Source organism: Allobosea sp. TWI1241, assembly GCF_039673065.1.
Taxonomy (GTDB): Bacteria; Pseudomonadota; Alphaproteobacteria; order Rhizobiales; family Beijerinckiaceae; genus Allobosea.
In genome coordinates, this window is sequence record NZ_JBDJKW010000001.1 from 155408 (window position 1) to 176954 (window position 21547).

Below are 21547 nucleotides of genomic sequence, written 5' to 3' on the forward strand. Positions count from 1 at the left end.
TCGGGAGCACTCGGGATTGCAACTGGAAGTTAGTCTAGATTTCATCGGCCCCTCCCGGACGGCCCGACGTGATCATGCTTTCACGACCTGGATCGCGCGGCTCCCACATCCTCCGGGCGAACTCCATCTCCTCGACGCCGGAGACCTCGGCGTAGATGACGGTGGTCCGCAGGGATGCATGCCCCATCCAGCGCTGAACCAGGTTCGGCGGGATCGAGGCCTGGAACGCGGCCACGGCGAATCCATGACGCAGACCCTTCGGCATGGCGCAGTCGCCGGCGACGCCCGCCGCGGCCATGACCGCCTTCACGTGACGCCATCCGGTCTGCCGACGCCACGGCCAGAGACGCCGGTTCGCCCGTAAGGGATCGGCTTGGGCGGCGGCGATGCCATAAGCGGCGTCGAGTTCGGCGACGAGCGGCGGCGGCAGCACGATCTCGCGGACAACGAACTTCCTACGCTTCAGCGTGACGATCGAGACCACGCAGCGATCGAGGTCGAAGGACGCGGGCGTGACGCTGAGCCCCTCCGAGACGCGGCTGCCCGTCCAGGCCAGCAGCAGGCAGAAGGCACCGACATGTCCGGGGCGATCGGCGGCCGCGGCGATGAAGCGCTTCCGCTCAGCGGCGTTGAGGTATTTGCGCCCGCCCAGCGGGCCGTGGAGCGTCAGTCGCTGTGCCTGCATGACGCCGCCCTCCCGGCGGGCCCCCGAGGCGACGTTATTGCCCATAAGGTTACACAGATCGTAACGCACTGATTTCAACCTCTCCTGTAGGGCAAAAGCATTCCTCGAAGCCGAACAACTCGGCCGTCCGAAGCATCGAATCCGCCATGTTTCAGGTGACATCGGACACTATGGGCAAGAATGTCACAAATTCAGGGCCGCACATCGTATGATGAACCCATCGTTGGCCTGGATCACCTTCGCCGAAGCAGGACTTCCTTCCCCTCGACTTCCGTCGTTCCTTTCATCGTCGTCATGACGCGGAATGGAATGGCCCCCGAGGCTGGGATGCCCATCGCGCAGGCGAGCCGATGCCGGGCGGTTCAAGCGCTGGAGAATGCGATGCGATCGGTGAAGCAGGTCGTTGAGGACGTGCGGCTGGAGGCCGTGCGGGGACGGGTGATGGACGCCCAGGTCTGGAGCGAGACCCACGTGAAGGGGTCGGGCTCCGCGATCATGGTCAAGGGGCTAGGAGCGGGCTCGTCCCGGACGACCTCGACGGTGGTCAACCGCCGCGAGGCCTGCATCGAGGCCGAGGACGGCCTTCAGATCGTCGAGGCCTTCGGCGCCGATGCCGTCACGCTGATGCCCGGCCAGGAGGTGACGCTCATCCGCACGTCGCGCCGGAAGGAGACCATCACGGTCGCGATCCGCAACCATTCCATCCGCAAGTCGATGATCACCGGCAAGGAGGTCTTCGAGGGCATGTCCCTGCTGCTGATTGCGTCGCCTTTCGTGACGATCGCCGTCCTGTTCACGCTCTTCGTGATCGTGCCGCGCATCCGGAATCCCGACGAGACCTTCCTGTTCGTGCTCTTCGCGATGTTGGCGGGCAATCTGTACTGGTTCCGGGCGCTGGCCATCCGACGCCGTTTCCGGGAACGCGTCGAGCGCATGATGGAGGAATCGGAGGAGGGGCTTGCACGTCGCGGCTCCGGGAGCGTCGCGGCATGAGGAGCGCCCACGCTCTCGCCGCCGGGATGCTGGCCGCCCTGGCCGCCCCCGCCTCCGCCGAGACCTACTTGTCCGTCGCGGCGGCCACGGACGCCTATAGGACCGAATTGGCCAAGTCCTGCTCCGAGGTCGGTTCGACGCTGGACGTGCGTCCGGGCTTCGTCCGCGAGGTTGACCTGAATGGCGACGGCGTCCCGGACGCCATCCTGTCCACCCGGTACGCCGACTGCGCGACGGCTCCGGCCCCATTCGCCTTCTCGGGCTCGTCCGGCGAGGCCGCCCGCTGGGTGGTGTCCGTGCCGGGCGGCTTCGAAACGCTGGAGTTCGTCTACCAGAAGGTCGAGATCGAGCGGAGCGGCGGGGCGCCCCGTATCACCTTGTCCCTGCCGGGGGGAATCTGCGGGCTCGGCGCGCTCGACCGATGCCGGCACGTCATCCAACTGGACGGTTCTCGGGTCGTCGCCTCGGCCTGGTCGGATGGGCAGGCCCGGCCCGAGCCGACGAAGGCGACCGCGAGCCCAGCGGCGAGCGATCCCGTGCCCGTCATGACGGCGGATCACAACGGCTCCGTCATGGAGATCCGCGACGACCGCATCCTCTACGCCGAGCCGAAGGCCAGCCTGCGCGGCGTTGTGAAGCCCGGCACGGTGCTCGTCGAGGGCAAGTGGACCGGCGACCGCTTCGCCGGCACCGCCTACGCCTTCAAGAAGGGTTGCCCGCCCGCTTCCTACGCCGTCAGCGGTGCCAAGGTCGAGCGGCCAGGCCAGCTCGACCTGGTCCTTCGCGGCGCCGGCCCGATCCGGAAGGGATGCGAGGTCGTCGGCTACTCCGACCGCAGCCCGCATGCGCGGCTCGTCTTCGAAAAGATCATGAGTGAGTGAGGCGAACGATGGCAGGTCAGGTCATACGCGGGAACAGGCTGGCCTACTATTACGGCATTCCCGTCATCGACATGGGCGTCCGCATCATCCCGGCGAGCAAGGACCGCCCTACGAGATGGCCAGTCGCGTGACCGTGCTGACGCCCGGGACGCCCTGTTTGCTCTGCCGAGGGCTGGTCGACCCCGTGCGAGCGCGGGAAGAGGCGCTGCGCCGCACGGACCCCGAGGAGTTCGAGCGCCGCAAGGCCGAGGCCTATGTCTCCGGAGGCGGCGATCCCGCGCCGGTCGTCGTGACCTTCACCACCGAGACGGCCTGCATGGCCGTCAACGAACTGCTCCAAGCCCTGACCGCCTTCCGCGGCGACGGGGGCATGAAGCCCGAACGCCGGCGGCGCTTCGACGCGATCGAGGAGCGCACCACGACGTGCTCGCCTAGGCCGGAATGCGAGCAGTGCGCGACCCCGATAATCTGGGGCCGGGCCGACGTCACGCCCTTCCTGCACAGGATCGGCTAGCCATGATGAAGAAGCTCATCGCGAAGGCGCTTCGGCGCCTCGGCATCATCGAGTTCGATTTCGTGGCGACCCGAGCACGATCCTATCCCTCCGAGTGCGACCTGAGGCCCGGAGAGATCGTCCACGTGGTCGATGGCGAGATCGAAAAGTGGGCCTGCCTGAAATGCCCCGGCGGGTGTGGCGCGATGATCCCGCTTTCGCTGAGCCAGAGGCGTCGGCCGCGCTGGGATATCGCCTTGGACTGGTTCGGCCGCCCGACCGTCAAGCCGTCCGTCCATCAGCAGAACGACTGCGGGTGCCATTTCTGGATCAAACAAGGCCGCATCGATTGGTGCAAGGGCGGTAGGCCTTCTCGGTAACGGAGCAGCGAGGTGCAGTTGATGTGGAATGCAACTCTGCAGCACGTCTTGGCGCTTCTATACTCGCGGCGACCTGCCTTGATTCGGTGCCCTCATGCGACTGCTGCTCGGTCCCAAGAATTCCGCGTACGCCGACATCAGCGACGTCGAGACCAAATTCGGAATCGAGCGCGGACGCATACTGGTAGCTTGGGCAAGGGTTTATGGCGTTGGTCTGCTGCAGAAAATCCTAGGCCCTCGCATGGCGAAGCTTGAGGTAGTCGTAGGCCTCTCGTTTGGGGGAACGAGCGCCGAAGCCCTGATGCACCTTCATCAAATGGGGGCCCAAGTTCGCCTATTTCACAAGCACCCGCGTCAAACCTTCCACCCGAAGATATATTGCTTCGACAGCGGAGGCTCCCATCCCCGAAATGCCCGTGTCTTGGTCGGGAGTTCGAATCTGACCGGCGGCGGCCTCTTTTCGAATTACGAAGGTAACCTCACGATCGACCTGCAGCCGCGTGACGTCGCTTCGGATGCCACGTTCTACGAATCCGTCATGGACGAGTTCGACGAGATAGTGGGTTCCGATTTTTGCACCGCGCTCGGTGGAGCCGATCACATCAAGGAGCTTCTCGAAAGCGGCTTCATAGCCACGGAGACTCGTCTCAGGCAGAAGGCGGCCAAAAATGCGGCTGCCTTTCCACGCCTGGGGAAGACCACGAGCTTTTTCACGGCACCGCCGCCCGAAGTTCCCAAGATCGACCTGCCAGCGTTGCCCATCGACTTCACCGAGGAGGAATCGTCTGAGGCCCTTGCATTGGAAGGCAGCCCCGCGGAGGCAACGCCGGAAGGTGTGCCAGATGTCGTTAGCGCCGTCGAAACCTTGTTCGTCAGAACCCTCACATCGACCGACGTCAAGAAGCTAAAGGGGGCGTCCGGTACTTTCGAGCCGGACCTGGCCATCACGGTACGCGATACTCATCCGGACTTCTGGGGCTGGCCTGGGAAGTTCGCATCGATAGACCGGGGTCGCGGTCCTCGGCTGGAATGGGCGACATCCGCGCGGCTAATCACCTCGTTAACGGGGGAGATGGGCCGCCGTATCGACTTCGTTCAATGGTTTCGGGAAGAGCGAGAAGGGCATGCCCCCGAGCATCGCCTGCGGCTGGGGCCAATATCCCAGATACGCGATGCCGTTCCCCCGAGCTTCGATGCCATGGGCGTGTTGGTGGTGGAGCGCTGTGATGAAGGCAGTCCAGACGATTTCATCGTGCGGCTGATAGCATCCGACGAGCAGCCGTATGCCGACTTCGCCAGTCGCCTCACGGGACAGCGTGCAAAGCATCGGTTCGGCTATGCGAGCTCGGTCGGAGACGAATAGGACGAATTTAGAGCTTTCGGAGCACCAGCAGCGTCTCGGCCTCTACAGCGTTGCTCGCGTGCAGTCCGTATCGTCGGTATGTCTGGAGGGAAGTCGTCTCCTCGATACGCCAGCCTACGCTTTCGGCGAGCGCCGCAAGATGCGCAGGCGTATCGATATCGAAGCGAACGTTCGACAAGACCGTGTGGTTATGGCCGACGATTAGGGCGTATGGCGCCTCTTGCTTCATCGCCTCCGCCACCTTCGAGAAGCTGTCCCGCATACTTACCAAATACCGGTAAAGGAGCGGTGGGACGGCCTGCCGACGGAAGCCATCGGACGGCCCGAGGGCCTTTGACAACCTCATGCAGATGCGATGCTGCGCCTCGGGCAAACGATCCGCGTTCTCGGACAACCGTCGTTCCCACCGCGATCGCCCCGCTTTGCCGAACTCCCTGCTGCCGACCAGCTCGCTCTCCAACGGCCTGATCCGCTCCGGGCCGATCAGGCCCAACCATGCGAGCGACAGACGTTGCGTGTCCACGTAGGGCAGCGCCATGGCGTAAGGCGGGCTCGTTATGGCCATATCGAAGGCTCCGGCCCTGGCGTCGTTCAACGCGCCGGTGGTGACATCACCAAGGATTGCTTTACCGGCACCTCGCATTTCGCCGAGGACGGCCTGAGCAGCGGCGATCCTGTCGATGAATCGGTCGCAGGCTGCGGCGAAGGCCTCTATGAACGGGACCGATGGCGGAGGGCTCGTCCGACGACGAATACGAAGGTCTGCGGGATCCTGGAGCGAATAATCGCGCAAGAGGTCGCTCGCAAGCGCCAGCAATACGGGCGCGCAGATACCCGCCTTTTCGGTGATGGCGATCCGCAGACGTTCGATCGTGGCGAGAATGCTCGGCTCGAACCAGGCTTCGAGGTATCGGCGGCGCTCGCCGGCGTCGAAACCGGCATCTCGGGACCGATGCCTCTCAAAGTCCTTACGGACCTTTGTGGCGGCGGTTTTGAGATCTGTCTCTGAAACGGTCAGAGAGAGGAGCTTGGCATTGCTGAGGAACACCGCCATGGGATTGATGTCGATCCCCGTGGCTTCGGCCCCAAGGTGCGCGCTCTCGACCAAGGTCGTGCCGCTGCCGCAGAAGGGATCCAGGATTTTCTTTCCCGGCCCCGCGCCGAAGATGTTCAGGATCGCGCGCGCGACCTGGGGATTGAACTTGCCCTTGTATTCATGGAGGCCGTGAGCGGAATATCGGGTCGCCTGCCGCTTGGAAGCCGAACGCGCCGCCTGCTCAAGCTCACTTTGGATGGTCCTCATGCGGGAGGAACCGAACGAAAGCGCGGAAAAATAGGTTAGGCGCCTCGCCTGCTCCGAACTCGGCTCCGAGCCCCGCACCATGAGGCCCCCTGAATCGGGATCGAACTGACAGCCGACGATCGCAGCGACCTCTCTCAACGCCAAATCGCGTTCGTAGGGAAAGTAGGCATAGTCGTGCCAGGAGAGGTGCATTATCATCATCAATTCCTACGCAGAACAAGAATTGTCTCGGTCTTGATGTTGGCGTGCGACAAGTTGAACGACTTCCTGTTGGAGCGTATGGCCCGCTCGATCCGATGGACCAATTCCATCCCGCGTTCAGCGCAAGCGTCTGCGATGATCCCAGCGTTATCCACATCCTGACCGTGTATGCGCGATCTACCGACGACGAAACATGCATGCCCCCCACGGACGAGGACCTCTCGCAGCATCTCGGCGAGCCCCGCCATCTGACGAGCGAAGTCGCTAGCGTCGTGCTTCTTCGGACCGAAAAAGTGTGCGCGCGCTCCGATCTCATGCTCCTTGACGCAAAGGGGGTCGAAGCCTAGCCACCACATCCGGTACTTGTGGTAGAGCCAGTATTCATAAGCGTTCGGATATGGGGGCGACGTCACCACAAGGCCGACATCGCCAATCTGATTGGCCGCGACTTTGAGAATGTCGCCTTCAATCACGCGGCTGGGTCCGGATGGTTTCGCACGGTTCATAAGCGCGGCAACTATCTTCTTCGTCGCCTTTGCGAATTGAGGAAGAACGTCTGCGCCAACCACCTTCTTAGGGACGGCGGCATAGCGTGTGTCGCTATCCTGGTTCGAGACGCGCACGATGATGCTGGACATCGCCAACCTAAGAATGTCCCGATTCTCGGGAGCAGATGAATGAATCGCCTGTCCGAGCCGTGCCAATGCATCCTGTACATCAGGCTTGAACCAATGGTTCAGTCGCGGGATTTCAGGGATTGTGACCGCCTCCGCCGCGAGCACTTTTTCGGTGACCTCGGCAAGGGCTTTGCCTATGCTCTCCGGCAGCGGTTCGGTTTTCACCCGGCTCAGAAGCACAGCTATAGGATTGAGATCAACGCCAACGGCAGACATGCCAGCGCGTTGTGCTTCGACCAGGGTAGTCCCGCTGCCGCAGAAGGGGTCGAACACGCAAGTACCCGAGCGCGGCGCCAGCGCAGCGATCAGAGCTTTCGGTATCTCCGGGATGAACTTCGCTGGATACGGGTGAAGCGAATGCAAATCCTGTGGAACGCTGCCTGGGAAGTCCCAATCGAGCGTCGCGAGTTCGCCGACGCCCCCACTCACAGTTGGTGAAGCGTGTATAGAAGGGCTGCCTCGCATCATTCAGCACTCTGCTTTTTGCGCGGCGAGACAGCGCCTTGGGGATGTGGAAAGCCCTCGCGATCAAGATGTTCCCGAACGAGTCTGGCGATAAGCGTGCTCTTCTTGTGTCCTTGCGCCGAGCAATAGGCTTCAAGTCGCGCGCCGTCCGCGGGAGACAGAAGCACCGTTATTCTCATAGGCTTCCCCCCCGCACCACGAATCGACGAATCTTAACGGGTCCCCATGAAAAGCGCGAGAGGATAAATGCGCATTTATGCGCATTTATCCTCATTAGTTAACACGTGCCGCGCTTGCGACCGCAGTGGCCTGAGCATGCGTCATCGCAGCGGCAGCCCCCAGATATCCGTCTTCCCCCACAGCGCCCAGTCTCGCACCCGATCGGCCATCGCCGCCGCCTCGATCCGCTCGACGGCCTCCCGGGCGCGCTCCATCGCGGCCAGATGACGCCCGGTCGAGACATCTAACCCCGTCACGCATCGGCCGAGTGCGGCGCCGCGGGCGACGGGGATGGCGCGGAGCTGTGCCAGCGCAGCGCCCGGACCGCGTCCGTCACGTCCGCGACTGCGACCGTCAGGTCCGACAGGGTGGAGATCAGGTCGTCGAAGCCCGATCCCTCCTCCGAGGGCGGCGCTAGCGCCGCGAGGATCGCATGCAGCAGCCTGTCCTGTGCGGCCAGTCGCCGCTCGATCTCCGTCCATTCCATTTCCGTGGAGCTCCAGTTCCATTCCGTTCAGGCGCGCCTTGACCTCCGCGGCGCGGATGCGGGTGCCCTCGAAGCATCGCGCCGCGGCGCCGATCACGCGGGTCGCGAGATGCGCGGTGCCGGCGGCGTCGACCACGACCGGGCCGGCGCGGCCCTGCCGCAGGTCGAGGCCCCTTTCGCGAAGGGCCGCGAGGAAGCCGGGACCGTCCGAAGTCGACCGCCAGGCCGCGAGGGCATCGCGCCTGACGTCATCGAGGGAGACGCCGGTTCTCTCTTGGATGAGGCGTTCCCGAGGCGTCAGCGGCGCGATGGGCCGGGCGATGGCCGTCATGCCAGCGGCGACGAGCCAATCGGCGACGTCCGATCGACCGTCCCGCCGCAGGCCCGCGACGATGGCCTTGGCGTGCTTGGACGGCACCGGTGCGATCCCGAATTCGAATTCCACGATCCTGGCGATCTTCTCGCGCCGGACGAAGTCGAAGCGAAGGTCCACGACCGAGCCATCCGATTGCGCGACCGTGTAGACTCGGTGTTCATGCTTCCTGTCGTGCTTGACGTGCTCCACGCCGCACCAGGGATGCGCCTCCATGCCGAACTCCCGCTCGAAAAGCTGCCAGAAGCGGGCGCGGGCGGCGGCGTCGTTGGCGATGCCGGGATCGGGGCTGCAATGCACGTGATAGATCGGCCGGTCGGTCCTGCCGCCCGCCGACAGGGCGGCGAGCTCCGCGATCCGACCGGACAGCGACGCGGCTCCGAGGCCGCGCCCGGGCAGGATGCGGACCTCGTTCTCGTCTTCTTTCAGGAGATGGCGCGCGAGCGCGTCGCCGACGCCCGTCCCTCGTGTGGCGCCGCTGATCACGTGCGCCGGACCACCAGCGGGATCAGGGCGGCGCGAGCGCGATCGAGGCCGGCGTTCGCGGCGTCCCTGTCGCCGGCGGCAACCGCGGCGTTGACCGCGCCGAGTTCCCGGACCGCCGCGCCGATCGCCGCGTCGTAGTCCGAGGGCTTGCGGATCGGGCGCCCGCTCCGCGCGTCGCGCTCCGAATCGAGGGCGACCTTCTCCAGCATGGTCCGGCGCACGAACGCGCCGGCGGTCAGGCCATCGCGGCGCGCGTGCTCGGCGATGGCCCGGTCCAGATCCTCTGACATGCGGGTGACGAACCGGATGGCGAGGCCGCGGCGGGTGGGCGCGGCGCGCGTCGGCTTCGCCACCTGGCCGTGGGCTGGGATCTTCGGATTGTTCATGTGCGAGTTGGGCATAGGCTGGTCTCGGAATGCCGTGGTGTCGGCTGTCGGGCCTTCACCTCGGCTTGGGGTATGGCGGGTGGGAGAGATTTTCGTCGGGCCTGAGCGCCGGCGGGGCGCCGCCCCCTTCCCCTCTCGTCCGCGCCTTGCCCGCCCGCTCCAGCGCCGCCGCCCGCTTCGCCTCGATCATGGCCATCACCTCCTGCGGCACGACGAGCGCGGCCGGGATCGGACGGTCGTAGAGCTGGGCGCGGGCGATCCGCGCATCCAGGACGACGACGGCTCGCTCCCAGGTCAGGACGTCGCCGAGGAGAAGTTCGACGGCGCGCTTCCGTTCGTGATCTTCCTCCGCTTGCGGCGACGCGCGCCATGGCGGCTGATCGGTGAGCTGGCGCGCACGCTGCCACGACCAGATCGCAGGCCCCATGGCAGCCGCCCACCGATCGAGGTCCTCGCGCCGTTTGCGATCGAGTAGATTGGCCTCGACCGCGCGGGCGTAGTCCCGGGTCGCGGTGGCTAGCGAAGGCAGGCGCGGAGCGGACAAGGCCAGGCGGCTGCGTGAAGGCACGCTCGGCGCGCGCACCGCCTGGACGGCGCCAGCTTCCTGCTCCCTCCTCAAAAGTATGCGTGTAAGCCATTTGCGCGGCATGACAATATCCGTGCGAATCCAGAAAACGGATGAGCGATCAAGAAAGCACTTAATTGCTTCATGACCAGAGGGATGACAAAATTTCGTAGAGCGACACGAGACAAATTCGACAAAGATAAAATATGATCGATTCTGGAAACGGAATGTTTGATTGAATACTTGGCATGCCGAGCGAATCGTCTGGCCCGCCTCCCTGGACGACGACCGGCTGGGCGCATGCCCACCATGGATTGCGTGATGGCGCGCACCGCTTCGTCTTTCCTCTGATTTGGCCGGGCGGGCTCGCGGAGCAAGAATCCGGTCATCCCGCCGGAGAGCCGCGATGTCAGACAAGATCGAGAGAGCCTGCGTGAATGACGCCAGGCCGACCTTTGAAGAGGAGGCCGCTTTCGCGGCAGCGGCCCCGGAAAGCGCCGGGGATGACATTGGATGCGAAAGAAAAGCGGTTAAGCCAGCCATGGCCGGCATCCCTGCGGGCGCCGTCCAGATGATGCCGGTTTCGGCATCCCCAGGGCCGCCGCCCGTGGACCCGCAGGAAAGGGAGCCTCGCCGTGGCGTGGTGGGGCTCGCCAATGCCGGCGACGGCACGACCCCGCGAAGGCGAGAGACCGCCGCTAGGCGCGTCCTGGGACGTCGGACGGTGCCGCGCGGCCGGCGTCATTGGATGGACGCCCGCTACCGGACGACGCCTTGGCGGGCGGGCGGCGCGTGACCGGGTACATCATCCCGACCGAAGTCGAAGGCGGGAGGAAGCCAACCGGCCGGATGCATGCTAGAGCGCCGGTATGGGCAACGTCGCCGGCATCGTCCGTCACCTCGTCGAGAACCCGGCCTTCGTGGGCATCGGGCCCGCCAGCGCGCGGCGCCTCGCCGATCGGTTCGGCGAGGACCTGCCCCGCGTGCTGGCCAATGGCGACGTGAGCGCCTTGGCCGAGGTGCTTGACGAGGAGCGCGCCGTGACGCTCGTTGCCGCCTGGCGGCTGCGCCTCGCCGAGGGGGACGTCGTCGTCTGGCTGGACGAGCAAGGCATCGGCCCGCGCCAAGCGGCCAGGATCGTCGCCCTTTGGGGCGAGGAGGCCCCCGGCCGCCTTCGGACCAGGCCCTACGATCTCCTCGCGGTCATGGACTGGCAGGTCGTCGATCGCGTCGGCCGCGGCCTCGGCGTCCAGCCCGACGCGCCGGAGCGGCTGGTGGCCGCGGTCGAGGCCGTCCTCTACGGCCGCCTCGTCGAACAGGACACCGTGACGCCGCGGCCGCGGCTGGTAGCGGCTGTCGAAGACCTCCTGGGCATCCCTGTCGGCGAGCGCGCGATCGCGCTCGCGGTCGAGGAAGGTGCCGCCTTCGAGGTGCCGGACGGCTACCAGCCCGCCGGCGCCCACATGATGGAAACCTACGTCGCCGACCGGATCGGAGACCTCCTGGCGGATCGGGGCGTCCGCGACCTCCTCACTTCACGCACCACGGACGAGCAGATCCGGACCTGGCTCGACGCGCGCGAGCGCGCTGGCGGGACCGTCCTCGATCCCGAGCAGCGCGACGCCGTCGTCATGGGCGTCCGGGCGCCGGTCGGAATCCTTGTGGGCGGGGCCGGCGTCGGAAAGACCACCGTGCTGAGGACGATCTGCGACGCCTGCGCGGCCTTCGGTCGCTCCGTCCATCTGGTCGCCCTGGCGGGGCGGGCCGCCGTCCGGATGAGCGAGGCCACCGGCAGGCCCGCCCACACGATCGCGGCGTTCCTCGCCGCGGAGCACACGGCGGCGAGCCTGGGCGCGAACGCGCTCGTCGTCGTCGACGAGAGCTCCATGGTCGACCTGCCGAACCTCTACCGCCTCATGATGCGGATGGGCGAAGGATGCCGGCTGCTGCTGGTCGGCGACAACGCCCAATTGCCGCCGATCGGGTTCGGGCTGGTCCTGCACCAATTGGTGGACGTGCCGGGCATCCCCCTCGTTCGGCTCGTCCGCATTCACCGACAGGCCGCCGAGACGGGCATCCCCGTCGTCGCCGGCGAGATCCGAGCCGGCAGGTTTCCGAAGATGGGCGAGGCGCTGGACGGCAAGGGCTCGGGCGTGGTCTTCCTGCCGGGCTCGGGGCCGAACCGCTCGCCGACGTTACAGGACGTCGTCGACGCCGTCTCCACCTGTGGGGGATGGTCCGAGGACATCCGCATCCTCTGCCCGACCAAGCGGAGCGAGGCCGGGACCGAGTCGGTGAACGCGCACTTCCATTCCTTGCTCCGGCACGGCCGCATGAGGATGAGCGATCCCGACTACGCGGTCGGCGAGCCGGTCATGTTCCTGCGCAACGACTACCGGATGGGACTCAGGAACGGCTCCCTGGGCACGGTGACCGACATCCTGGAGGACGGGCTGGAGGCCGAGTTCGACGGCGTCAGGCACGAACTCACCGGAGCCAAGCTCGAAGACCTGACGCTCGCCTACGGCATCACCGTCCACAAGGCGCAGGGGTCCGCGTTCTCGCGAGTCGTCATCCCCATCGCTCCAAGCCGACTTCTCGATCGGTCGCTGATCTACACCGCGGTGACGCGGGCTCGGGACCAAGTCGTGCTGATCGGGGACATCGAGGCCTTCGAGCGAGCGGTGACCTCGTCGGCGAACGCCCATCGCCGAATCGTCGGATTGAGAGCGGCGTTCGAGGCCTCTGCGTCGAGGCGCATGAGGCTAGCCTGAGCTTGACAGCTCGTGCGAACTGGATGCCCAGATCGGGCAGGCCCGATCAAAGGCTTCACACATCCGGGCAAACGCTCCGGGGGCACTTTCAATTAGCAGATCGCTTAATCACCCCCATAGGACTAATGGGCTCGAAACCACCGTCGCCGGACGTCGAAGTAGGACGTGATCGAGGCGCGCGTTTCAGGGGCGATCGTGTTGTCTCCCGCCTTCTGAGTCTAGCAGATAGATGGATGCAATGGGCGCCGGCATGCAGCTATAACGGGTGCCGTGGCCGCGACCGTTCCAGGTCGCGCGAGCGGGCGGGGGCGAAGTGTCGGAGAACAAGATTACGCACGTGGCCGTGCATGACCTGAATAAGACGCGCGAGGGTTTCAACGTTAAACTCGGCAAGGAGGGGCTGGCGGTCTCGAAGACGACCCAGCGCGTGATCGACGACCTCTACCAACTGTATCGCCGGCGAACCTCAAAATCCCACGGCAAGTTCTCCCTGGACGACGATTACTCGCCTACGCGCAAGCACATGCGAGCCTACCTCGACGGCGATTGCACCGAGTTCTACGCGATGACATCCAAGATGATGGAGACGCTCCGGCGACAGGCCAGCAACAAGGGCGCCGCGCAAGGCGGCCACGTCTTCTTTGCGCATTTCGCAAGGGATGGAGCCCAGTACCTGCTCGTCGCGATCATCAACGACAAGCTCGGCGCCAGACTGACGGGAGAGCTTGACGTGAGGGACGTAGAACATCTCGACATCGATGGCTTTCGCTTCGCTGGCCGCATCAACCTGACGGCATGGTCCGAGGACCAGGACCGCTACATCGGCTTCCTAAAGGGCAAGGGCAACGTCTCTGACTACTTCAAGCAGTTCCTGGGCTGCGATACCGCCGTCCAGGATCGCGAGGACACAGTCGGGCTCGTCAGGGCGCTGAAGTCGTTCGCCGACGCGCAAGAGATGGACCAGTCCGCCAAGAACCAGTTCCTGGCCCGTGCGAAGGACATCTGCGAGCGCGCCTCCAAGGCCCGCCTCGAACTCAGCTTTGACGCCTTCGCGAATGAGTTGATGCCTGCGGCGCCCGACGTTCTGCTCGAAGCGCTGACCGATCCGGAGTTGAAGCTGAACGATGGCTTCGTGCCCGATAGGGGGGGTCTCAGGATGCTCGTCCGCTTCAAGGCGCAGACCCAGGACTGGACCGTCGAGTTTGAGCGCGAGGCCATCACCGGCGGCAAGGTGGTGTTCAACGAGGCCGAGAATACCCTGACCTTGAAGGAGCTGCCCGCCGATCTCACCGCCAGGCTCCGCGAAGAATTCGCGCGCGATGGCTGAGACGACCTTCGATCGGCTGCTCGGCATCTACCGGAACACGACCTTCGCGGCGGGCGCACGCGAAGGCGAGGTAACCATCGTGTCCGAGGACGCCATCGCCCTGCTGCGCGAGGCCGACGAAAGCCAGGAAGTCGCGAACGACACGGGCCTCTTTCCGGACGTCGATCTCGCCGGCCTGAAGGTCGGAGATCGCGTCAAGGTGGAGTTCAGGCCACCGCGGACTGGCATCGGTCTTCTTGTCGAGAACTTCGACGCCCTCTTGATGACGCCCGAGGCACGGTCGAAAGAGCCGTCCGCCTATTTCGTCATCGCCGGCAAGCTTGAGCCGTCGACCGAGCCTGCCAGCGATTTTCAGACGCGCTACCGAAAGGCGATCGCCGTCGTGGGGCTCCTATCGGAGGCGGCCTCGTATCTCGACCGAACGAGACAGGAGCTCGTCTTCTTCCGCGAGGGCAAGTTCGTCGTTCCAATCCGCTATGACGCGGCAGATCTGCGGCGGTTCGAGGTAGCGGATGCCGAGCGGCTGCTCGCGCTCTTCGAGGACGTCGTCCATCACGACCAGAAGCTGTCGATCCTCACGGAGGCGGTCGCACACCTCACCGAGTCCCAGCCTGCCGCGGCGCGCTTCGCCTATCTGCTTACCAACGTAGGGACGGTGGCCGACGAGGTGCGCGATGGATATCGCCTGTTCGCTTCGAGCTTCTCCTACAATCGCATCCGCAGCGAGGTCGAAGCGGCGAAGCTCGAATTCGTGGCCAAGATCCACAAGACGTTCGTGGACATCCAGGGCCAGCTGCTCGGCATTCCCGTGGCTACGGTCATCGTCGCGTCCCAGCTCAAGGTCGCGAATGCATGTGGCTTGGACCTCTGGACCAACGTCGCCGTCCTAGCCGGCGCCTGGATCTTCGTTCTCCTGCTGCTCCTGGCCATCGTGAACCAGTGGCTGACGCTTACCGCGCTCAAGGACGAGATCGATAGGCAGAAGCGAAAGCTCGTTTCCGACTACGCCGCCATCAGCGACAAGTTCACACCCATCTTCTCGGGCCTTGCAGGCCGCATCGTCTGGCACAGGATCGGTCTGTTCGTCGTGGCGATCGTGGCGACGTTAGGCGTCGCCTTCGCCACGTTCGCCTATCTGCGACTGACGGGTGTCGATCCGCTGAAATGCCTTTCGTGATGGCGAGACTGACCCAAATGCTGCGCCTCACTGACTAAGATCCCCGAACGTTCGTCCGAGCCTCTCGCCAGCCCACCGCCGACGCCGCTTCCCTCAAGGGTCTCCCATGACCGAGAACGATAAGCAGGAACCCGAGAAGCCATCCGACTCGCCTAAGCCAGGTGAGCAAGGCAAGGACAAGAGGAAGCCCGCAGCGAAGCCGGCGCCTGGCGAGATCGATCACTTCCTCCTGAGCCGGCTCTACCCGGAACCCCATAACGTCTTCAACCCCACCGCCGCGGTGGATACGTCCTCCCCGGAAGTCGTTGTGGCACTCGATACCAACGCGCTGCTGCTGCCCTACCAGCTTGGCAAGAGCGATCTCGCAGGCATCGCCAAGGTCTACGCCAAGCTCGCCGGCGAGAGCCGCCTCTTCCTACCGGAGCAGGTCGCACGGGAGTTTATCAAGAACCGCGACGGCAAGCTCGCCGACATGGTCTACGCGTTCGACGAACGCATCTCCAAGCTAGCCGGCTGGGACGCACCTGTGAGCCCCCTGCTGATGGAGGGCTTCCCGGACAAGGAGGCGCTCGACAAGGCGGCAACGGCACATGGTGAGGCCGCGAAGGCCTATATCGCTCAGCTGAAGCTTCTCGCGCGCCAGATGAAATCCTGGCGGGGAGACGACCCCGTGACCGCTATCTATGCCGAGACCTTCCGGAAGGATCAGATGATCGGCCCCGGCGTGCCCGACGAGAAGGTCTTGGAGGAGCTCCAGTATGGCCTCACCCACAAGGTGCCCCCGGGCTACAAGGACGCATCGAAGGACGACCAAGGCATCGGCGACGTGATCGTCTGGCTATCCCTGCTTGATCTGGGCGCCCGCCTGAAGAAGGACCTGGTCTTCGTCACCGGCGAGCAGAAGGCGGATTGGTTTGTGAGGGCGAACAAGCAGCCGATCTACCCACGCCCCGAACTGGTCGACGCTTATCGCCGCGCATCCGATGGGCGATCCCTCCGGCTGTCGAGCCTGCATGACCTGCTTCGAGAGATGAAGGCGCCCGAAGACCTCGTCGCCGACGTGCAGATCGCGGAGGCGACCGCCAACAGCGCCATTCAGGCTATCTCAAGCGCGAACATGCCGTTTGCCGATACGATCCGGACATCGAGGCGATCGAGCGAGATGCGCTTCCACGGTGGCGGGCCCGCGGTGCCGGCGGGCGAGAAGGTCTTCGACTATTCGACCCACAACGGAATGATCCGTGTCGATCACGGAAGGTTCGGGTTCGACGTCGCCTTCTCGAAGGCCAGCGACACCTCCATACACCTGATGAAGCGTGGATCGACCCGGAGGATCGGAAGGGTCAAGAACGCTGACCTCGGACAGGTCGTGTCCATCGACACGATCGATACGACGTCCAGCCACTACACCATCCAGTTGAACGAAGCCTTCCTGGTCGAGAACGAGGAGGGTGCTGTCATGGGTGGGCGTATCGCTGGTATTCGTGACGACACCAGGGGCTCGGATCGAGATGAGGTGCGCTTCTACTATACGATCAACGCGCCGGGATCTCTGGTCGTCCTGCCTTAGGAGACGAGGAAACTCATTATCTTGAAAAAGCAGTCGCCCGGGCATCGGCGGGCAATCGCCTCGGTTGCCTCACCTGGGATTGAGTCGTGTTGATAGGAGATGATTTTGAGCAGCCGGTATCTCCGGCGACAAACTGCACATCGCCGAATCGCAGGGTGTAGGGGAAACTTCACTAGTTTGATAGCGAGACGCAGAAGAGAGACCCGAGTTTGACGACTGATGGCGGATCGACAAGAGGATTATCAAGGCCGATCAATGGCTTCACACACACAGTTGGCGAACCTTTCGGGGATAAATTCTACTGAGGCGCGCTGGCGCGGCTTCGCCGTGAGCTTCCTGCTGGCCGCGCTCGGGCTGGCGGGGGGGCTGATCGCGCTCGCGCTGCTGATCGACCCCTACGACACCGGCCGCAGCCCGCTGCCGCTGAAGGAGGGCATCAGCCCGCAGGGCCCGCGCACGGCGGCCGCCAGCCGCGGCCGCGATCCGCATTTCCGCGGCGCGATCTTCGGCAACTCGCATATCCAGCTGGTCTCGCCCGACGAGCTCAAGGCGAAGACCGGCATTCCCTTCGTCTCGCTGATCGCGCCGGCGACGGGGCCGCGCGAGACGCTGGTCCTGCTCGACTGGTTCCTGCGCCACAGGCGCGAGCCGGCCGAGGCGCTGGTGATCGGCGTCGATACGCGCTGGTGCACGCCCGATCCCGCCATGCCGGGCGACAAGCCCTTCCCCGACTGGCTATTTTCGGCCTCGCCGCTGGCCTATCTCGGCGGGCTGATGCGCTTCGACGTGCTGGAGGAGATGCCGCGCCGGCTCGGCTATCTCTTCGCCCGTCGGCCCGAGCGCGCCCGTCCGGACGGCTACTGGGATTACGAGGCCAATTACGAGCTGCAGGGCTTCCATGCCGACCCGGTGCGCCGCGCCAGATTGCAGGAGCCGATCGATATCTCCGGCGGCAACGCTTCGGGCCCCTTCCCCGCCGCCGAGAAGCTCTCGGCCCTGCTCGCCAGGCTCGCCCCCGAGGTCCCGGTGATCCTGCTGCGCCCGCCGAACTTCATCAGCGCCCAGCCGGTCCCGGGCAGCCCCGGTGCGCAGGCCGACGCCGCCTGCCGCGACGCCTTCGCCCGCCTCGCCGCCAGCCGTCCGCGCACCGCGCTGGTCGACTGGCGCGTCGACCGGCCGGAGAATCGCGAGCCGGACAACTATTTCGACCATACGCACTACCGGCAGGCGATCGCGCGGCGTGTCGAAAGCGACATTGCGGCAGAGATCGTCAAAATCAGACGCTGAATCAATACTTTGGTCGACCATCCTCGACTGGATGAAAGCGATTGTTCCGGCCGGGGCCAGCCGGTATAAGGGCGCCAAATCGGCGGCCTCCAGACGGCAAAGCCGGTTGGGGGTCATCGAGCAGACGTTCATTCAGAAAGCCTGCCCATGTCGAAGCAGACCACCCTCGACCCCGATTACCGCCCCTCCGACACCGAGCCCTTCATGAACGACCGGCAGCGCGAGTATTTCCGCGCCAAGCTGCTCGCCTGGAAGGAGGAGATCCTGAAGGAGGCCAAGGAAACCCTGGTCACGCTGCAGAGCGAGAGCGAGAACCATCCGGACATCGCCGACCGCGCCTCCTCCGAGACCGACCGCGCGATCGAGCTGCGCGCCCGCGACCGGCAGCGCAAGCTGATCTCCAAGATCGAGGCCGCCATGGCCCGGATCGACGACGGCACCTACGGCTATTGCGAGGAGACCGGCGAGCCGATCTCCCTGAAGCGGCTCGAGGCCCGTCCGATCGCCACCCTTTCGCTCGAGGCGCAGGAGCGTCACGAGCGCAACGAGCGGGTCTTCCGGGACGACTGATCCCGGCCGGCCGTTCAGGACTGCCTTCGACCTCCCGCAGCGATGCGGGAGGTTTTTTCATGCCGTGACAGATCGGCGAAGGAGGAAAGCCCCGCGCGGGAGGCGCGGGGCTTCGTGGCCGCCAGCCGTGGAAGCTTGGGGAGCGTGGCGGGCGGCCGGGAGGAGCGGCGGCCTCGGGAGAAGCCGCCTGCCGGCACGGACAGGCGCAAGACGTGGGGAGCGTCGCCATCTCCGTGCCGGATCTCGGGAACCGGGCTCAGAAGGGCAGGATAATGTCCATCACCTGCTGGCCGTAGCGCGGCTGCTGCACGTCGGTGATCTGGCCGCGGCCGCCATAGGCGATGCGGGCCTGGGCGATCTTGCTCGACTCGATCGTGTTGTCCGATTCGATGTCCTCGGGACGGATCACGCCGGCGACGATCAGCTCGCGCACCTCGAAGTTGACGCGGATCTCCTGCTTGCCCTCGATCACCAGATTGCCGTTCGGCAGGGTCTGGGTGACCACGGCGGCGACGTTGGTGGTCAGTTGCTCGGCGCGGCGGACCGAGCCGCTGCCCTCGCTGGAACCGTTCGAGTCGAGCTTCAGCAGCGAGCCGGGCTTGGCGCCGTCCGGCAGGAAGTTGTCGACCTTGTTCTCGAAGCCGAAGGCGTTGGTTGCCCCCAGCCCCTCGCCGTTCTTGCGGCTGCGCTTGGTGCTGTTGTCGAGCTGGGCGCGGTCGGTGACCTTGACCTTGACGGTGACGAGATCGCCGACGAGCCGGGCGCGCTGGTCCTTGAAGAAGGCGCGCGAGCCGGTGCGCCACAGCGAGTTCGGCGCGTAGGAGGCGTGCTCCATCGCCGGCATCGGCATCTGGACCGGCTTGTAGCCCTTCTGGGCCGTCGGGTCCTCGATCGGCGAGAGCGCAGGCGCCTTGCCGACATTGGCGAGGCGCTCGCCGGCGCCGCAGGCACCGAGCAGGAGGGAGAGCCCAAGGGCCGCCGGCAGGGAGAGGGTGGAGATGCGGGTCATGGGATTTCGTCCGGATCGATGACGGGGCCGGCGCTCAGCGCACGACGGCGACGTGGCCGCCGCCCGGAGGGCTGACGTTGACGCGGCCGGGGCCGGAGACGGTGGCGTGGAGGACACGCTTCGACTCGGGGTTGGTGACGGCGATGACGTCGCCCATGGCGCCCGCCTCATTGGCCCGGCCGCGCATGCTGATCAGCAGGCCGCGATGCTCGTAGACCAGGGTGACGATCTGGCCGCGGCCGACGATCTCCTCGCGCTGCACGTCGGCGCCGCGCAGCGGCACTCCGGCGAGCAGCGAGCGCTTGGCGACCTTGCCGACGGCGCCGCGCGCCTCGCCGATCAGGTCCTTGGCACCGGGCTCGCGCGGGCGGCGCTCGACGCCGAGATCGCCGGCAACCAGCGTCTCGCCGCGGGCGATGGTCCGCAGCGGCACCAGCACGTCGACGGTCTCGACGAGCTGGCCGCTGACGCGCACCGGCTTCAGCCGGGTCGCGGCGCTGCCGGGGACGCCGAAACGGCCGAGCACGCGGCCGGTGCGGATGTCGTGGGTGAGGTCGATGGCGACCGGCTCGGCGGTGAGCTCGGGCTCCACCGCGACGACGGGCGCGCCGCCGTCGAAGACGAAGGCGTAGCCGCGCGCATCGAAGCCGAAACGCTCCTGCAGCGCGGTCTTCACCGCGGCCTCGATGTCCTGGCCGGTGACCCGGCGGGCGGCGCGCGTCACCACAACCTGGGCGATGCCGCGCATGTCGAGGCGCTGCTCGTCGCGCAGCAGCCCGTTGCGCTGCGCGGCCTCGCGCACCCGCTCGGCCTGGATCGTGCCGGTCTCGCCGAGCGCGGGCGCCCGGAAGGCCGGCAGCGAGGCCTCGTGCGGGGACAGGCCGGCGATCAGCTCGCCGAAGGAGACGATATCGCGGTTGACCGTGAGATCGGGCTTCAGGCGCAGCGCCGTATCGGCCGGCACGGCCTGGGCCGGGACGTCCTGCCGGGCGGCTTCCTGCGCGGCGAGCGGCACCATGGCGGCGCCGAAGGCGGCGATGGCGAGGAGGGAGCGGATCATGGCCATGGCTCTCCTCAGCGCATGATCTGGGTGGTGGACTGCATCATCTGGTCCGCCGCCGAGATCACCTTGGAGTTCATTTCGTAGGCGCGCTGCGCCGCGATCAGCGAGGAGAGCTCGGTCACCGCCTGCACATTGCCTTCCTCGAGGTAGTACTGCTGCACCGTGCCGAAGCCTTCGCCGCCGGCGACGCCGTCGATCGCAGGGCCCGAGGCCGCGGTCTCCATGAACAGGTTGTCGCCCATCGATTCGAGGCCGACCTTGTTGACGAAGCGAGCGAGCTGGAGCTGGCCGAGCTGCTGCGGCGCGGTCTGGCCCGGCAGCGTGACCTCGACCGTGCCCTGCGAGCCGATGGTGACGCTCAGCGCGTTATTGGGGATCGTGATGCCCGGCTCGACCTGATAGCCGTCGCGGGTCACGAGCTGGCCCTGCGCGTCGAGGTCGAAGGAGCCGTCGCGGGTATAGGCGGTGCGACCGTCGGGCAGGCGGATGCGGAACAGCCCCTCGCCCCGGATGCCGACATCGTACTGCTTCTCGGTCGGCGTCATGTTGCCCTGGGTCATGACGCGGCCGGTCGAGACCGTCTTGACGCCGGAGCCGATCGAGATGCCGGCCGGGAGCATGGTGTTCTGGTCGGAGGTGGCCGAGCCGGCGCGCCGGTAGTGCTCGTAGAGCAGGTCCTGGAAATGCACGCGCTGGCGCTTGTAGCCGGTGGTGCGGACGTTCGCGATGTTGTTCGAGATGACCTGGACGTTGAGTTCCTGGGCCATCATGCCGGTGGCGGCGGTCTGAAGGGCGCGCATGTCGCTGGGCTCC

The 21547-nt window shown here is 65.7% G+C and carries 20 protein-coding genes; 11 read left to right on the top strand and 9 right to left on the bottom strand.

The features are described 5' to 3' along the window. Positions 1-34 precede the first annotated feature (34 nt). Positions 35-685, bottom strand: a complete 651-nt coding sequence (locus tag ABE438_RS00795) for a tyrosine-type recombinase/integrase (protein WP_346500270.1) — start codon at positions 683-685, stop codon at positions 35-37. 180 nt (positions 686-865) lie between these two features. Between ABE438_RS00795 and ABE438_RS00800 the strand changes: the two genes are divergently transcribed. The 5 genes from ABE438_RS00800 (at position 866) to ABE438_RS00820 (ending at position 4795) form a co-directional block, all read left to right on the top strand. Further along, the gene (locus ABE438_RS00800; RefSeq protein ID WP_346500272.1) at positions 866-1678 is read left to right on the top strand and encodes a hypothetical protein; all 813 of its coding nucleotides are present in this window, start codon (positions 866-868) and stop codon (positions 1676-1678) included. Beyond that, positions 1675-2559, top strand: a complete 885-nt coding sequence (locus ABE438_RS00805; RefSeq protein WP_346500274.1) for a hypothetical protein — start codon at positions 1675-1677, stop codon at positions 2557-2559. The genes ABE438_RS00800 and ABE438_RS00805 overlap by 4 nt, the downstream gene beginning before the upstream one ends. 115 nt (positions 2560-2674) lie before the next feature. Then, complete coding sequence (locus ABE438_RS00810; RefSeq protein WP_346500276.1) at positions 2675-3073, top strand: hypothetical protein; 399 nt, start codon at positions 2675-2677, stop codon at positions 3071-3073. 2 nt (positions 3074-3075) lie between these two features. After that, the gene (locus tag ABE438_RS00815; RefSeq protein ID WP_346500278.1) at positions 3076-3432 is read left to right on the top strand and encodes a ubiquitination-like system serine protease family protein; all 357 of its coding nucleotides are present in this window, start codon (positions 3076-3078) and stop codon (positions 3430-3432) included. 94 nt (positions 3433-3526) lie between these two features. After that, a complete protein-coding gene (locus ABE438_RS00820; RefSeq protein ID WP_346500280.1) occupies positions 3527-4795 on the top strand; it encodes a phospholipase D family protein in 1269 nt (422 codons plus the stop codon). A 7-nt stretch (positions 4796-4802) separates the two neighbouring features. Here the strand turns inward: ABE438_RS00820 and ABE438_RS00825 are convergent, their stop codons facing one another. The 5 genes from ABE438_RS00825 to ABE438_RS00845 form a co-directional block, all read right to left on the bottom strand. After that, positions 4803-6290, bottom strand: coding sequence for a DNA methyltransferase (locus tag ABE438_RS00825; RefSeq protein WP_346500282.1), 1488 nt, complete (start codon positions 6288-6290; stop codon positions 4803-4805). Positions 6291-6298: 8 nt separating this feature from the next. Next, on the bottom strand, positions 6299-7444 hold the full coding sequence (locus ABE438_RS00830; protein WP_346500284.1) for a DNA methyltransferase: 1146 nt from the start codon (positions 7442-7444) through the stop codon (positions 6299-6301). A gap of 317 nt (positions 7445-7761) precedes the next feature. Continuing rightward, positions 7762-9006 carry a relaxase/mobilization nuclease domain-containing protein gene (locus ABE438_RS00835; protein WP_346500286.1) on the bottom strand — a complete coding sequence of 415 codons (1245 nt, stop codon included), beginning with the start codon at positions 9004-9006 and terminating at the stop codon, positions 7762-7764. Next, a complete protein-coding gene (locus ABE438_RS00840) occupies positions 9003-9392 on the bottom strand; it encodes a hypothetical protein (protein ID WP_346500288.1) in 390 nt (129 codons plus the stop codon). The genes ABE438_RS00835 and ABE438_RS00840 overlap by 4 nt, the downstream gene beginning before the upstream one ends. Before the next feature lie 55 nt (positions 9393-9447). Beyond that, complete coding sequence (locus ABE438_RS00845; protein ID WP_346500290.1) at positions 9448-10500, bottom strand: hypothetical protein; 1053 nt, start codon at positions 10498-10500, stop codon at positions 9448-9450. Between the two features lie 326 nt (positions 10501-10826). On the opposite strand from ABE438_RS00845, the gene ABE438_RS00850 reads away from it, so the two are divergent. The 6 genes from ABE438_RS00850 to dksA all read left to right on the top strand — a co-directional run bounded on the left by ABE438_RS00850 (position 10827) and on the right by dksA (position 18662). Further along, positions 10827-12731, top strand: a complete 1905-nt coding sequence (locus ABE438_RS00850) for an AAA family ATPase (RefSeq protein WP_346500291.1) — start codon at positions 10827-10829, stop codon at positions 12729-12731. A 337-nt stretch (positions 12732-13068) separates the two neighbouring features. After that, complete coding sequence (locus tag ABE438_RS00855; RefSeq protein ID WP_346500293.1) at positions 13069-14058, top strand: nucleoid-associated protein; 990 nt, start codon at positions 13069-13071, stop codon at positions 14056-14058. Next, entirely contained in the window at positions 14051-15235 is a 1185-nt protein-coding gene (locus tag ABE438_RS00860; RefSeq protein ID WP_346500294.1) for a hypothetical protein, read from the top strand. The genes ABE438_RS00855 and ABE438_RS00860 overlap by 8 nt, the downstream gene beginning before the upstream one ends. Positions 15236-15341: 106 nt before the next feature. Further along, positions 15342-16805 carry a PIN-like domain-containing protein gene (locus ABE438_RS00865; protein WP_346500296.1) on the top strand — a complete coding sequence of 488 codons (1464 nt, stop codon included), beginning with the start codon at positions 15342-15344 and terminating at the stop codon, positions 16803-16805. 327 nt (positions 16806-17132) lie between these two features. Next, positions 17133-18092: an SGNH/GDSL hydrolase family protein gene (locus tag ABE438_RS00870; RefSeq protein ID WP_346500298.1), complete on the top strand. Its 960-nt coding sequence runs from the start codon at positions 17133-17135 to the stop codon at positions 18090-18092. Between the two features lie 147 nt (positions 18093-18239). Continuing rightward, positions 18240-18662 carry an RNA polymerase-binding protein DksA gene (gene dksA, locus ABE438_RS00875; RefSeq protein ID WP_346500300.1) on the top strand — a complete coding sequence of 141 codons (423 nt, stop codon included), beginning with the start codon at positions 18240-18242 and terminating at the stop codon, positions 18660-18662. A gap of 256 nt (positions 18663-18918) precedes the next feature. On the opposite strand, the gene flgH is transcribed toward dksA, so the two are convergent. The 3 genes from flgH to flgG are packed head-to-tail and all read right to left on the bottom strand — an operon-like array spanning position 18919 to position 21534. Continuing rightward, on the bottom strand, positions 18919-19671 hold the full coding sequence (gene flgH, locus ABE438_RS00880; RefSeq protein WP_346500302.1) for a flagellar basal body L-ring protein FlgH: 753 nt from the start codon (positions 19669-19671) through the stop codon (positions 18919-18921). A 34-nt stretch (positions 19672-19705) separates the two neighbouring features. Beyond that, complete coding sequence (flgA, locus tag ABE438_RS00885; RefSeq protein ID WP_346500304.1) at positions 19706-20731, bottom strand: flagellar basal body P-ring formation chaperone FlgA; 1026 nt, start codon at positions 20729-20731, stop codon at positions 19706-19708. A 14-nt stretch (positions 20732-20745) separates the two neighbouring features. Next, positions 20746-21534 carry a flagellar basal-body rod protein FlgG gene (gene flgG, locus ABE438_RS00890; protein ID WP_346500306.1) on the bottom strand — a complete coding sequence of 263 codons (789 nt, stop codon included), beginning with the start codon at positions 21532-21534 and terminating at the stop codon, positions 20746-20748. Positions 21535-21547 lie beyond the last annotated feature (13 nt).

Excerpts from the sequence above, each read along its gene's own strand:
- ABE438_RS00795 (WP_346500270.1), bottom strand. The coding sequence starts at position 685 with ATGCAGGCACAGCGACTGACGCTCCACGGCCCGCTGGGCGGGCGCAAA.
- ABE438_RS00800 (WP_346500272.1), top strand. The coding sequence starts at position 866 with ATGTCACAAATTCAGGGCCGCACATCGTATGATGAACCCATCGTTGGC.
- ABE438_RS00805 (WP_346500274.1), top strand. The coding sequence starts at position 1,675 with ATGAGGAGCGCCCACGCTCTCGCCGCCGGGATGCTGGCCGCCCTGGCC.
- ABE438_RS00810 (WP_346500276.1), top strand. The coding sequence starts at position 2,675 with ATGGCCAGTCGCGTGACCGTGCTGACGCCCGGGACGCCCTGTTTGCTC.
- ABE438_RS00815 (WP_346500278.1), top strand. The coding sequence starts at position 3,076 with ATGATGAAGAAGCTCATCGCGAAGGCGCTTCGGCGCCTCGGCATCATC.
- ABE438_RS00820 (WP_346500280.1), top strand. The coding sequence starts at position 3,527 with ATGCGACTGCTGCTCGGTCCCAAGAATTCCGCGTACGCCGACATCAGC.
- ABE438_RS00825 (WP_346500282.1), bottom strand. The coding sequence starts at position 6,290 with ATGCACCTCTCCTGGCACGACTATGCCTACTTTCCCTACGAACGCGAT.
- ABE438_RS00830 (WP_346500284.1), bottom strand. The coding sequence starts at position 7,444 with ATGATGCGAGGCAGCCCTTCTATACACGCTTCACCAACTGTGAGTGGG.
- ABE438_RS00840 (WP_346500288.1), bottom strand. The coding sequence starts at position 9,392 with ATGAACAATCCGAAGATCCCAGCCCACGGCCAGGTGGCGAAGCCGACG.
- ABE438_RS00845 (WP_346500290.1), bottom strand. The coding sequence starts at position 10,500 with ATGGCTGGCTTAACCGCTTTTCTTTCGCATCCAATGTCATCCCCGGCG.
- ABE438_RS00850 (WP_346500291.1), top strand. The coding sequence starts at position 10,827 with ATGGGCAACGTCGCCGGCATCGTCCGTCACCTCGTCGAGAACCCGGCC.
- ABE438_RS00860 (WP_346500294.1), top strand. The coding sequence starts at position 14,051 with ATGGCTGAGACGACCTTCGATCGGCTGCTCGGCATCTACCGGAACACG.
- ABE438_RS00865 (WP_346500296.1), top strand. The coding sequence starts at position 15,342 with ATGACCGAGAACGATAAGCAGGAACCCGAGAAGCCATCCGACTCGCCT.
- dksA (WP_346500300.1), top strand. The coding sequence starts at position 18,240 with ATGTCGAAGCAGACCACCCTCGACCCCGATTACCGCCCCTCCGACACC.
- flgH (WP_346500302.1), bottom strand. The coding sequence starts at position 19,671 with ATGACCCGCATCTCCACCCTCTCCCTGCCGGCGGCCCTTGGGCTCTCC.
- flgA (WP_346500304.1), bottom strand. The coding sequence starts at position 20,731 with ATGATCCGCTCCCTCCTCGCCATCGCCGCCTTCGGCGCCGCCATGGTG.
- flgG (WP_346500306.1), bottom strand. The coding sequence starts at position 21,534 with ATGCGCGCCCTTCAGACCGCCGCCACCGGCATGATGGCCCAGGAACTC.